This is a genomic window from Paenibacillus sp. E194 (assembly GCF_000935845.1).
Taxonomy (GTDB): domain Bacteria; phylum Bacillota; class Bacilli; order Paenibacillales; family Paenibacillaceae; genus Paenibacillus_B; species Paenibacillus_B alvei_B.
Genome location: NZ_JMDX01000175.1, coordinates 1 through 13,035 on the forward strand (window position 1 = coordinate 1; position 13,035 = coordinate 13,035).

Annotated in this window: 13 protein-coding genes; 2 read left to right on the forward strand and 11 right to left on the reverse strand. The window is 44.9% G+C overall.

Going from position 1 to position 13,035, the window contains the following annotated elements; all coding sequences use genetic code 11:
• Together AZ66_RS20645 and AZ66_RS20650 are read left to right on the forward strand one after the other, a co-directional pair.
• Positions 1 to 267 (forward strand): IS30 family transposase (locus AZ66_RS20645; RefSeq protein WP_044356566.1); only part of this gene is annotated, 267 nt, incomplete at its 5' end.
• A 650-nt stretch (positions 268 to 917) separates the two neighbouring features.
• Positions 918 to 1,934, forward strand: a complete 1,017-nt coding sequence (locus AZ66_RS20650) for a PocR ligand-binding domain-containing protein (RefSeq protein WP_082061668.1) — start codon at positions 918 to 920, stop codon at positions 1,932 to 1,934.
• A gap of 79 nt (positions 1,935 to 2,013) precedes the next feature.
• Here AZ66_RS20650 and AZ66_RS20655 read toward each other — a convergent pair whose 3' ends face one another.
• The 11 genes from AZ66_RS20655 to AZ66_RS20705 all read right to left on the reverse strand — a co-directional run bounded on the left by AZ66_RS20655 (position 2,014) and on the right by AZ66_RS20705 (position 12,898).
• Positions 2,014 to 2,712 (reverse strand): 4'-phosphopantetheinyl transferase superfamily protein, encoded by a 699-nt coding sequence (locus AZ66_RS20655; protein WP_082061669.1) that lies wholly within the window; start codon positions 2,710 to 2,712, stop codon positions 2,014 to 2,016.
• A gap of 29 nt (positions 2,713 to 2,741) precedes the next feature.
• Complete coding sequence (locus tag AZ66_RS20660; RefSeq protein ID WP_044356568.1) at positions 2,742 to 3,509, reverse strand: ABC transporter ATP-binding protein; 768 nt, start codon at positions 3,507 to 3,509, stop codon at positions 2,742 to 2,744.
• Positions 3,510 to 3,521: 12 nt separating this feature from the next.
• Positions 3,522 to 5,858: an ABC transporter permease gene (locus AZ66_RS20665; protein ID WP_044356569.1), complete on the reverse strand. Its 2,337-nt coding sequence runs from the start codon at positions 5,856 to 5,858 to the stop codon at positions 3,522 to 3,524.
• Between the two features lie 121 nt (positions 5,859 to 5,979).
• Complete coding sequence (locus tag AZ66_RS32030; protein ID WP_197081745.1) at positions 5,980 to 6,816, reverse strand: hypothetical protein; 837 nt, start codon at positions 6,814 to 6,816, stop codon at positions 5,980 to 5,982.
• Positions 6,817 to 6,859: 43 nt separating this feature from the next.
• A complete protein-coding gene (locus AZ66_RS20675; protein ID WP_021260395.1) occupies positions 6,860 to 7,108 on the reverse strand; it encodes an acyl carrier protein in 249 nt (82 codons plus the stop codon).
• Complete coding sequence (locus tag AZ66_RS20680) at positions 7,092 to 8,159, reverse strand: HAD-IIIC family phosphatase (RefSeq protein ID WP_021260396.1); 1,068 nt, start codon at positions 8,157 to 8,159, stop codon at positions 7,092 to 7,094. The genes AZ66_RS20675 and AZ66_RS20680 overlap by 17 nt, the downstream gene beginning before the upstream one ends.
• A complete protein-coding gene (locus AZ66_RS20685; protein ID WP_044356570.1) occupies positions 8,156 to 9,025 on the reverse strand; it encodes a 3-hydroxyacyl-CoA dehydrogenase family protein in 870 nt (289 codons plus the stop codon). Before AZ66_RS20685 ends, AZ66_RS20680 begins: the two co-directional genes overlap by 4 nt.
• Positions 9,026 to 9,072: 47 nt before the next feature.
• Positions 9,073 to 10,401: an aspartate aminotransferase family protein gene (locus AZ66_RS20690; RefSeq protein ID WP_231586968.1), complete on the reverse strand. Its 1,329-nt coding sequence runs from the start codon at positions 10,399 to 10,401 to the stop codon at positions 9,073 to 9,075.
• A 123-nt stretch (positions 10,402 to 10,524) separates the two neighbouring features.
• Positions 10,525 to 11,475 carry an ACP S-malonyltransferase gene (locus AZ66_RS20695; RefSeq protein WP_044356572.1) on the reverse strand — a complete coding sequence of 317 codons (951 nt, stop codon included), beginning with the start codon at positions 11,473 to 11,475 and terminating at the stop codon, positions 10,525 to 10,527.
• Entirely contained in the window at positions 11,472 to 12,647 is a 1,176-nt protein-coding gene (locus tag AZ66_RS20700) for an acyl-CoA dehydrogenase family protein (RefSeq protein WP_231586969.1), read from the reverse strand. The genes AZ66_RS20695 and AZ66_RS20700 overlap by 4 nt, the downstream gene beginning before the upstream one ends.
• Positions 12,648 to 12,649: 2 nt before the next feature.
• Positions 12,650 to 12,898, reverse strand: coding sequence for an acyl carrier protein (locus AZ66_RS20705; protein WP_021260401.1), 249 nt, complete (start codon positions 12,896 to 12,898; stop codon positions 12,650 to 12,652).
• Between the last annotated feature and the right edge of the window lie 137 nt (positions 12,899 to 13,035).

The following is a 13,035-nucleotide window of genomic DNA, read 5'->3' on the forward strand; positions in this document are numbered from 1 at the left end:
AAAGAGTTTGCTTGTTATGCGAACCTTGAGAACTTTCATAACCTCAAAGTTTACTTTGCAGATCCGTATTCATCCTGGCAGCGAGGCTCTAATGAGAACGGAAATGGTCTTCTTCGAGAATTCTTCCCAAAGGGCCATGATTTTGCTTTGGTCACCGATGAAGATTTGGCCAAGGCTATCTTTCTCATTAATAATCGTCCCCGTAAATGTCTCGGTTGGATGTCTGCTCACGAAGCTTTCATGGATGAACTGTCGCACTTAGCTTGACAATCCGTCATATAAAAATAACCTGCCACTACGACAGATTACTCTAATCCTTCTCTTTGTATTTTTTTCTTCTATAGCTACGAGAATAAATGCATTTCGACAACTTTTCCCTGCTTTTTCGGCTGCGGCATCGAACTCCATTCGCTCCAAGGTTGACTTGTTTATCCGTTACAGAAAAATTCTTCCATATTAGGCAGTTCATACGCACCACATCCATCATCATGGAAGCCCATGTGAATTTAAGTCCTTCAGAAATAGAAGAAATATTGCAATAGTGCTAGTTTAAGCTTCAGGCTGTACTCATTCGCAGTTCCTTGGACTCCGCTTCGTATTTATCCATTGCCGCCTTGTCCTGCCTGTAACTGCGCAATCAGGTACATCTACACCCATGTCACAAAAACCGTAAAAGAACAAATCGCATCATTGTTTGAAAAATATATGAGTTCGTAAAAATTATGGATATGTCAAAATATGGTCACAAGTTATTTCCCCACTCCATTACCTCACTCCCCCCTACGCATCAATAGGTTTAATCACTTGATATTACAAGGGTTTCGCTATACCACCGACAATATGAAGATGGCGGTTTCTTTTGAGGGTGAATATTATGCTATAATTTAGCCACGCGAACAAAAGGAGAATGAGTCATCGTGAGTTCCCGTTTTAGCTTAGAGAGCATCATCGATATGGAAAAATGGCAGCAGCTGCAAGACTCGCTATCCTTAGTGACGAAGATGGCCGTGATTACGACTGACTATAAGGGCATCCCGGTAACAGCGCATAGTCATTGCCAAAGCTTCTGCCAGGCCATACGGCAAGATGAATCGTTGTCACAATACTGCCAGAAGTGTGATTCACGCGGCGGTCTGGAGGCTGTTCGCCTGAATAAGCCGTATATCTATTTGTGCCACTTCAACATTGTCGATATTGCTATTCCGATTATCGTGAATAATCAATACATGGGAGCAGTGATGGCCGGACAAGTCAAGCTGCGTGACAATCCGATGGAGCTCGAACAAATTGTAACCCGACCCGCTAATGCGGATGCGAATCGGAAGTTCAAGAATCTCGATCCGGAATACAGTTCCTTGCCAGAACTATCCTATGATGAGGTTGTCACCATTTCTGAAATGCTCTATCATCTATGTAATTATATTGTAGAGGAAGCCATTTCCAAAAATACAACCATTGAAATGTATCGGCAGGCGCTTCATAGTGAGAAGACTGCCTCCGAGTTTTTAGCAGACCATAGCTATCGCAGCATTCAAACATTCAAGGCAGAACTGGATAACACGCTGATCGACAATCAAATTAGCAAGATGAAAAATCAGCAAAAGCTTGCCTCCAACTCGATGCTTCAGCCTGCATTCGATTATATTTATACACACAAGAGCGAGAACGTAAAGCTGACGGATATGGCTGCACTCTGCCATGTCAGTCCCAGCTATTTCAGTCGTATTTTTACGAAAGAAACAGGAGAAAACTTCTCGGTGTTCATTCCGCATCTCAAAATCGAGTGGGCCAAACAAATCTTGGAGACTACCGATCTGTCTATTTCGGAAATTAGCAATGAGCTTGGCTTCAGTGAACCGAGCTACTTCATTAAATCATTCAAGAAATTTGAGCAACTTACACCTGCTCGCTATCGTCAAATCTATAAACGATAAACCATAACAAAGAGCCGTCACTCCACGTTCTCCATCGAACTTGGGGACGGCTTTTCAACTCTTCCTCTCTTCCAATTACTCATCGAATCCACTGCTGCATATCATCCATGGTTACATATGAGATAGATGGCGATCGTTCATGCTGCTCATGTCCTTCTATACAGGCTGCCGCTTTATAACCATGTTCCAGCTCGAACGTATAGAAGCGTACCGATTCCTTATCCGGCTTCAATTCGAATGTCCCTGCACCATTGTCAACGATCGAGAAGGAATCCAGCGGAATAGATAAACCCTTTCCGACTGCCTTGATATAGCTTTCTTTCAATGTCCATAATGTATAGAAGTAGTCTATCTTCTCCCCGTCATCTTTTTGCATAAGAGCATCCGTTTCTTCCATCGAGAAAAAACGGCGCGCAATCGACAAGTCAATCGGCTTTATTTGCTCCACATCAATGCCAAGCACTCCTTGCCCCCATATCATCATCACCCAGCAGCCTGAATGAGAAATGTTGAAGGAAAAGTCGCTATCTCCTACTACACGTGGCTTGCCGAACTCATTGTGTTCAAAATGTATGTCTGCATTCGTATATCCGTAATCCTTACACAACACTGCTCTAACCAAAGCTTCTCCAAACAGAGAGCGGTACGCATCTTCAACAAACTTAAATTTTCTAATTCGATCTCTTCGCTGCGGTGCAACCTTGCTCATGAATTCATCATACTCCGCAGGCGAAATGTGTTCCGGTAAGTGAAATGCTGCTATTTTCGTTATGTTCATCACCTTTTGACCGACATATTGAACGACATTTAGAAGCCCATTTTCAGTAACCAGCTAGCCAGATGCTCTTCCCGTGCTTTTATGTCATCCTTGTCTCTATTATATTTGCCTAGCTGGTATTCGCCAACAAGATTACCGTCGAGCATGAATAGCACACGCTCTGTCTTAGCAGCTACCTTACTGTCATGGGTTACTAGTAAAATCGTCGTGCCGGACTCATTAATTGCAGCAAGAATATCCATGATTTCACCAGCAGATCTCGAATTCAGTGCTCCTGTCGGCTCATCACCAAAAACGATGTCGGGATTGTTAATGAGTGCTCTGCAAATCGCCACACGCTGCAGTTGTCCGCCTGATGCCTGCGTAATATCCTGATCCGCTAGCTCGGCGATCCCCGTCTTTTTCATCAATTCCAAAGCTGTCTTATTCACAGCACTTCGGTTTTGCTGCTTTGCGACATATGCAGACAACACGATGTTATCCATAATGTTCAAGTTTTTGAGCAAATGAATCTGTTGAAAAATGAAGCCCATCTTGCTGAGACGCAAATGAGACAATTCCGCTTCAGAAAGCGAAGTAATCTCTTTCCCATTCAGCATCACACTCCCGCTTGTCGGTCTGTCCATGCCGCTAACATTGTACAGTAACGTCGATTTTCCTGAACCCGAAGGGCCCATGACCGATACGAATTCCCCTTTTTGAATGTTCAAGCTGACCTGCTTCAGCACATGCTGCTCATTCTTCTTGCCGATTACATACGTCTTGCTCAGCTCTTTCGACTCTATCATATATGTCATCGTAATCCCTCCCTAGTCGCTATTCATCTCAATGATGCTGTACTTCTTAATGGAGCGTGTACAAATGAACGTCGTGATCGTGACTGCAACAAGCAGAAGCAGCGGACATAAAAAATACGCCTGTACAGGGTCAATCACAAAATCGATATGGGACGCACCCATAAATGACAACAAGACACTGACAATCATTTGCCCTACCGTGTTGGAAATCACCGTACCGACTAGAATTCCAATGACGAGTACGAGCAAAGAGCGAGTCATATACTGCACTCGAATATGTTTTAGAGAGAAGCCGATGCTCTTCATAATTGCAATCTGGGAATAGTCCTTCGCAATCAGCATCCGCAGGAACAGAGCCGTAATGAGGATCGACACACTTAAAGCGATTACAATCGCAACGCGCGTGACCAGCTTCAATTGGTCAATCGTTGTACCCAGCGTTTGATGCAAATAACCTTCCAAATCAGTTACACGCGCCGGATAGAAAGCCTTTGTGTATTCATCAATTTTCTGGGAAATACTAACGTTCGGCTGCACATCGAGGCTTACGGCGTACCATAACATGGTCTGTGGGTCATAAGGCAGCAAGGCTTTAGCTGTACGTCCTCCGTTTGTCACATCTTGATAAATGCCACTGACGGCCAATTCTTTTTCTGCTCCATTCACAATGAAGCGAAGCTTATCGCCTACTCCTGCCTTCAATTCCTTGCCGTTCAGATAGGACAGAGCAATTTCATTGCCATTCTTAGGAGCCGCACCCGTTACGTACTCCAATGGGAATATGGAGAAGTCTCCGAGTTCTACATTGATGTTATCTTCTAGACCGTCACTATCTATCATCTTAAATTGGCAAGTAATGAGCGGAGAAAAGCGCTTCACATCCTTATCTTGTTGCAGATAACGAAGCATGCTCTCATACTTCCGCACCATATCATCCGATTGCCGCAAATCGATTCGAATATCACTTCGACCGATTCCCATGTATGTAATAAAGCCTGGAGATTGAATGGTATGTAAGAAATTGATTGGCACAATAATGATGAAGGAAGCAACGATAAACACGATTAACAGCAATCGGAACAACTTGAAACGCTGAAATATATCGCGAAATCCGAGGAAAAAATGTAAGTTCCACCACTTTGTCTTGTGGACAGACAAGAAGCCTCTGTTCGAGCGTATCTCTCCCATACTTCCGGAACGAAGAGCCCCTACCACCGATATGTTGTTGAATCTACGAAGTATCCACTTGCAGAACACGACAACGATAGTGAAGATTGCGATTACAGCTAGGAAGGGAATAACATGCTGAATTGTACTTTTCGGTGCTGTGCCCATATAAAGCATCATATTAGTGGCGAACAATTCGTTAAGAAATAAGGACGCAATAAAACCAATAGCCGATGCCAATCCTGCCATTACGATATATTTGGTCAAGTATATTTTCTTAATGTAAGGCTGTGGGAGTCCAATCGCTTTCATGACGCCGATTTCTCGATAATCTTCTTCGATCGAAGCTAGAATCGTAAATCGGATACATAGAATCGCGATAATATTCAATAATAAGCTGACGATAATGATAACCGCTATAATTAAACCGTCAGTAACGGCGTTCAATGTCCAAAACAAATGATATTCCAAAGTCGGGCCTTTTTTCGGGAGTGCAGAAGCCTGGTATTCGTTGCTGAACGCTGAGAGCTTGCTGCTGTCGTTCAGTTGGAACTCGATTAAGTACTCGACTTCACCAAAGTAATTCTTCAATCGATTGTAATCCGCTTCATTCACGACGAAGCGCTTGGAATGGATGATAGATGGATTCATCTGAGGATCCCGTACGAAGTCTACAATTGTCAACTCCATATCCAGATCCTGTTTCACTATTTTGATTTTGTCCCCAATATGCAGTTGATCACGCTGCATGTAATATACGGGTACAGCAATTTCACCCTTCGCAACCTGTAAGATCTCATTGCTCAGATTAAGCAGCCAATCAAAGTCTCGGTTTTGCGTCACGAAGTCAATGTCCATGACACTGTTCTTCTCGCTATGCGGGCTCGCCATATACAAATTGGATCCGTCGATATTAATCATCTCAACAATTTGTTTCTGTTTAATTAACGAATTATTGGCTGCCCAGCGTTCAATTTCTTTCTTGTTGATCTCCCCTGTATGCATCTGCACAAAATGAGGTACGCTGGACTTCGTAAATAAGTTGGCAAGTGAATTCGATAAGTCGATAATCATATTCGTGCCGCTCGCTACAAGCAGAGCCGATATGAAAATAAAAACAAACAAAGCCGCCGTAATCATCCTATTTTTCGCAACGTCTTGACGAAGCATCTTCATCAACATCAGATTTCCCTCACTCCTTCTGCTCCAACCAAAAGATGCTCATTAGTCAACGTGCTGTAAGTACCCTCATGTTGGAAGACGAATGAGCATCCTTGATTATCTGGAAACGATGAATAGACCGTTATGCTTGAATGAATTGTGGAGACATTTGTAGTTCATAGTTGTTCTTTTCTTTCTGCTTGTTATAGATGAAGTGCATAATGATCGCTGCGATTAAGAAGAAGCTCACTTGCAAAATCTGTACTTGCGCATTGAAGTAATAAAACTGAAGCCGGCTTCCTGTTGCAGTCAGCCAGAACGTGAATAGATAGAACAGCAGAGTGCCTCTTGTTGCATTGAACACGTAGCTTTGGAACCAAATGAAGAACATAAGCTGAATGACGTAGAGAAAATAGGAGGTGCTAGTTTCATAGGAAGAGATCACGTAGCCTGGCAGCACCCATAGTCCGAAAATGAGTCCAGTGAGCAGCGAACTGGTAACATTGTTTTTGAATTTGCCCTGAAGAAAAGGAAGTAAAAAGCCGATCCAGCCAAAGATTCCACCGATAAGTCCCGTTTCCTCAATCAGATTCCATAAACCGATTAGAAACATGTCGGGAATGCTGTAAGTCATTTGCGGAAGAGGAATGCCGAAGAACTTGGAGCCGTAGTGCATTGTCAATACGAATAAAATGACTACACCCAGCAATACCGGAAACCAGAACAAATCTTGTTTTCTAGGAATCAGCTTGGAAAACACACCCTTCACTGCCTTTGATCCGCCCATTGCATAATACGCAATCAATCCGGCAATAGAAGGCGAGTACAGCGCAATGATGGTCAGCGGATGGAGAAGTGTCAGCGGTCCTGTAATCGGAACAAGGATGTCTCCGAACAACATATAGGCAAGCCCAATCCCCCAACAAGCGCCAAACGAGATAGCCAAATACATATAAAGATACTTGTTATGATTACTCATCTTTTCAACCTCCACGTCGTATTGGTTTGGTGCTGGGTCTTACTTACACATTAATTTTCTTATGGATCAAGGCCAGCAAACTATTGACCGTGCTGAAATTTTTCAAATCCATATCCTCATTTTCAACTTCGATCCCGAACTTCTGCTCGACAAAATTCACAAGCTTCATCCCGAACAACGAATTCACAAACCCGAGTTTGAAATAATTGTCATCATCCGAAAAATCAATGTCATCTTCGCTAATGAGCATGTTTTGATGAATGAAGTTTCTGATTTCATTTTGATAGTTCATAGTATCCTCCTTCAACATTTGGCAATTGGACTTCGATATAAGGTGGGAAGTCTTGAATATTGTCTAAATCATGTTCCAGCACATAGTTGCCCTGTCCATCCGATGATTTTTCACGAAATCCTGCAAAGCGATAACTGACATACATCATCCTGTTGCGTCCTGTTTCGCGAAAATCGGCCAGCAGTGAGGTGTTCTGTTTGCGAGCCTCTTGTAAAATGTAACTGAGCAGCACCGTTCCTACGCCTCGAGATACGACTCGACAGGACATGAGCAGCATCTCCAGCTTCCAATGAGTTTCTTGTGTATGGATTAAGGCTAGTCCAATCTTACCGTAGTCTCCATACTTGTCTTCTAATTGACAGACTAGCAGCCGATGGTGCGGAGATTGCCGCAACTCGTCCAATTCTTCATAGCTGAACGTTCTTCCCGTAGCGTTCAATTGGTTCGTTCGAACCGTCAGCTCCTCAGCTCGCTTCAAATCCTCTTCCTGTGCAGGATAGATCGTAAACTTCATAGACAACGTTGCAAGAAATGCCTCAGAGGGCCCCTGATATTCACTTTCTGCCAGCTTCCGCTGATAATCAGCCTGATACAATTTGCGTCTTCGTGCAGAATCAACCGTTATGAATCGAGGGTTCAGAGATGGATGAGATAACAGGGTGAGATATTGATCCGCATTGATGCAGTGAACGCTCTCATGGACGTTTTGTACTTCTTCCAATTCAAAGGGTTGATCATCAATAAACAAGATCGTGTCTATACCGATATTGATATTTTTCTGAATTTCTGCGAGTGAATATGATTTGGCGTTCCAATGGATTTCCGGATACAGGAAGTATTCATCCAATCCAAACTCTTTCAGCTTGGACATGGCCAAGTCATAGTCGTTCTTGCTGGCAATCGATTGAAGAATTCCGCGGCTATCAAGTGTCTCGATAATCTCCCGAATGCCTTGCTTAAGTTGGACGCTGGATGACTCCATCAGCACCCCATCCCATAGTGTATTGTCCAAATCCCACACGACGCATTTATACTCTTTTTTTTCGCTCATACGTATCCCCCATCGGAATAGTCATAGAACCCTCTTCCACTTTTGCGTCCCCATAGGCCAGCATCAACCATCTTCTTCAACAATGGGCAGCATCTATACTTGGGATCTTGATAGCTGTCGTATAGAACCTCTAGCGAATGAACAACCGTATCCAATCCTATTAAGTCAGCCGTTTCCAGCGGCCCCATCTTATGATGGAAGCCTTGCTTCATAATTTGATCCACTTGCTTCGCGGTCGCTATTCCATCTTGTACGAGATAGGCCGCTTCATTCATAAACAGATGTGATAAGCGATTCGAGACGAATCCAGGCAAGTCGTCAATGACAACTGGTTTCTTTCCAACTGTTCTCAAGAAGGCTACCATTTCATCTTCCGTTTCTTTCGAAGTATGATAGCCTCGAATGACTTCAACCATCTCTTTCAAAGGTACAGGGTTCATGAAGTGCACCCCAATCACTCTCGACGGATCAGGCAAATGAGACGCTAATTTGGTAATTGATATACAGCTGGTGTTAAGTGCAAATAGCGCTTTGCTGCTGCATACCTCAGCCAGTTCAGCGTATACAGCTGTTTTTTTCTCCAAATCCTCACTAACATTTTCAACAATCACATCTGCTCGTTCGAAATTTGCATAATCTTCTTGAATGGAAATTCGTTGATAGATTGTGTTGAGATCAACGGACAAATATTCGTTGCGAATCATGCCGGCAGCTCGATATTCTTGTTTGATCACATGCTTCGCTCGGTGCAGCGCATCAGACGAAATATCCTTTAAGAGCACCTCATAGCCGTGTCTTGCTAAATCCAGTGCAGTTGCACAGCCCATGACACCTGCACCCACGATCGCAACTGTTTGGTTCGACATCTTCTCTTCCCTCCTCTATCATGCTAGGCTGCCACTTCAGAAAATGATTAGTAAATTTCATCGTATGTTTCCTTCGTTTCCGCCAAAGCCTTGCCTACCCTAGCTCGGAACCATTCCACATCCTCTGCCGTCAGGGAAATGTTCGGATACAGTCTCGACATCGTCGAAACGAGTATGCCATTCTTCGAAAGATTATGGTTCAAAATAATGTCCAGCGACATAATCTCAAAGTCATAGTCCGAAGGACTTGTCAGTACCGAAGAGCAGCAATGATAGGCTGAACAAGCTGGAGGACCTTGGATGACGAGTGGAAGCCCTATAGCATCCGCTTCCTGCTGGATAATCTGCTGCATCTCACACATCTTTTCATTCATTTCTGTCATTGCCAGTCCATGATTGCGACTCAATATTTCCAGAGTTGTTTTGACAGCTGCCGTTCCAAGCGGGTACCCGTTGAAAGTTCCAGCATGAATTACTTTTTTGTCGACCAGAAGCTGCATAATCTCCTTCTTGCCAACTAGTGCAGATACAGGTACGCCGCCTCCCGCAATTGCCTTGCCAAGTGTTGTCAGGTCAGGACGTACATCGAATTTCTCTTGAGCGCCGCCTAAACCCATACGAAGTCCGGTTATTATCTCATCGAAAATAAGTACAACCTCATATTCATCACATAACGCCCGCATTTTCTTCAGATAACCCGGTGCGGGCATAACGCTTCCCCCATTCACGCATACCGGCTCCGTGATGACAGCAGCAACTTCATGGCCTTTCTTCCGCAGCAGTTCTTCTAGTGCCGCTTCATCATTCCATGGCAGCAAGTAGGATTGGCTCTCAAGCGAATCGGCTGCGCGGCCTGCCGTTCCTTTGAGGTCTCCTCTGAAATCGGAAGGGATTGGCTCCCCGCTGCGCGGCGCTCTCCCACCCATAATGTTGTCTGCATTGCCATGATAATGGCCTTCAAATCGGACGAAGCGGTTTTTGCCTGTCCATGCCCTTGCTAGCCGTAATGCATTCTGTACGATTTCCGTACCTGACAAGCCAAAACGGATCATCTCAGCCGAAGGGATATACTTCGCAATCAACTCAAGCGCTTCTGCATCCATATCACAGTGGCTAACCGAGAGAACCCGATCGATTGTCTCCTTCAGGCTCTCATTGTATTCTCGATTCCCATGGCCAACGATCAGCGCACCGAATCTAGCATATAGGTCAAGATACTCGTTGCCGTTCATGTCCCATACCCGACTGCCTTCGGCTTTGACGAAGTGAATTGGGGTTTCCTCCCACGGAAGATGGAAATTATAATGCACGCCTCCGGGCAGCAGTTCTTTCACTCTCCGGTTGTAAAGCTCCATTGTGTTCTGTCGCGTAATCAATTGCGCTATCCCTCCTTTATGGTCTCTACTATCCAGCGAACCTACCAACACCCCACATCCAGTAGATTCCTTCATGGCAGCTTCGTATCAGATAGGATCGCTGCGTATGGTATCAAAATCGGGTCAAGCGTGAATAAGTAGTTGAGACAGTTGTTCTCGATCCGCCTGATCATCAAATGATAAAGATTGAGGAAGCCTCGTATTTTCCCGAATCAAATTACGGGTGATTTGATTCGGTCCAATATCCACAAATAAGTCAGCTCCAGCATCATGCATCGCTTCGAGCACTTGAGTCCAATGCACCGGTGTAATCAACTGATGGGCAAGAATCGCTGCTAAGTTGTCTGCAGGCTCGATAAGTTTACCTGTCACTGTCGACCATACATCGAATTTGGTAGGGCTGAATGTCACGTGGTGCAAGCAAGCTTCGAACTCAGGCTTCAAATAGTCCATTAATGCACTATGGTAAGGCGCATCTGCCTTCATAGGCATCATGCGGAATGGAATAAATTCTCCCCCCGCTTCGACCACATCGACCTCCACCTTCAGAAGTGCCGTCTGATGCCCTGCAATGATGAACTGACTGGGAGAATTGTAACCGGAAATTGTGACATAATCATGTGAACGAACGCTCTCGATGATATCTGTAAGCGTGTCTACATCTATATCTACAACAATTCCCGCTCTTCCCTTCTTCTCTTGCAGCGCGCGATGCATCAGTCTTCCCCTTTCTCTTGCCAAACGGACACCGTCCGAGAAGGGCAAGGCTCCTGCCGCAATAAGCGCCGAAAGCTCGCCAAGACTATGCCCTACAGCTCCGAATGGTAGAAGTCCGATCTGTTTCTCCCACACTCGATACAGTGCATAACTTGCGGTCACGACTGTGGGCTGAGCAATTTCGGAAAGTGACAGCTCTTCCAAGCTTCCATTCAACAGAAGGTCTTGCAAATCCAAGTTCAATACATCACTCGCCTCTTCAAATACCTCCTGTACGATCGGGAACTCCTCCATCAATGAGCGGCACATCCCGCTGTATTGACTGCCTTGTCCAGGAAATGCTGCGGCAAGCTTCATATCGAGTAACCTCGCTTGAAATAATGCCGTAGACCGTAATACGAAATCATTTCTTGCTGCATCTGGGAGGATCCCTCGATAATCTCCAACACCTTTGCTTCCCGGTACAACCTCTCTACCGGATATTGATTACTGAAGCCATTGGCCCCATGTACTTGCAGAGCATCGCTTGCGACCTCCACCGCTACCTTGGATGCAAAATACTTCGCAATTGTCGTTTCAATCGTAGCCTCCTCTTCCTTCGCAAGCCGCATTTCTCCTGCTCGCAAACATAATGCTCTTGCAGCGTGTACCTTCGTTACCGAATCTGCGATCATCCCGCGAATTAGTTGGAAGCTGCTCAGCTTCTGATCGAACTGCGAGCGGGTTCGGGAATAGGATACCATTGCATCCACGCCTTCTTGCGCAATGCCAACACCAGCCCACGCGATACTGTATCGGCCGTTATCCAGTGCCGTCGAGACAACATATTCGAAGCCGAAGTTAAGCTTCCCTATTACATGTGATTTCGGCACCTTAACATCTCGCAGATGAATCTCAGCCAGATGGGTTGAACGTGATGCCATTAGTCCTTCAATTGCTTTTGTTTCAACACCCTCATAATCTCTCCCCACGAGAAATACTGAGCTCTTCCCCTGATTCGCTGCAACAATAAAGAATACATCCGCGATATCTCCAAACGTAATCCACTTTTTCACACCATTAATCACGTAATAATCGTCTTCCTCATGCCATGATGTCTTGCTATTCTTGGCATCTGATCCAACGTCCGGTTCGGTTAATCCGAAGCATGCAATCTGTTCTCCTCGTGCCAGCCGTGGCAGCCAGGTTTCTAACTGCTCCTTCGTCCCGAATCGAAGCAATGTCTCAGACACTAGCGAGGTATGAACGGTTATCAAGCTGCGCGCTGCTACAGAAGCCTTTCCGAACGCTTCTGTAAACAAGCCATAATGGATCGGATCGAGGCCAAGCCCGCCATAGGAGACAGGTAAAGATGCCGCCAGATAGCCTTTTTGCGCCATTTTGTCAATCAGCTCACGCGGCATTGTACCCTCATCTTCCATATTTCGCACAAGTGGACGCACTTCTTTATCAACAAATGTACGAGCCTCTTCCACAATCGCTGCCTGTGAATTCGCCTGTGTTGGTTCCATTTCCTGAATGTTCTTCATAGCTACACCTTTTCTTCTACGCATTCACTCAAATGCCCAGCGAATTCCGAAATTGTCTTGAATTCAAACAATGCCACCGGATTAATATTGATTTCCAGTTTTCTGCGTAGCCTGTTCACAATTTTGAGAGCTTGAACGGAGGACACGCCGATCTTCATGAAGTTCATATCCTCATCAATCTCTTCTGGTTCCTCATTAAGAAACGTTGCAATTTCTGCTTTCATAAAGCCCACGATTTCTTCCTTGTTCATCTTCACTTCTCCTCTCTACTATTCTTGAATCCAATGGGAAATCTGCTCGAACGGATATGCTGGCAAAGGGACGATCATGCCAGATCCGTCGGGATGCAATGACGACCAGTCTATATCAGCACCTGATACGTACAGTT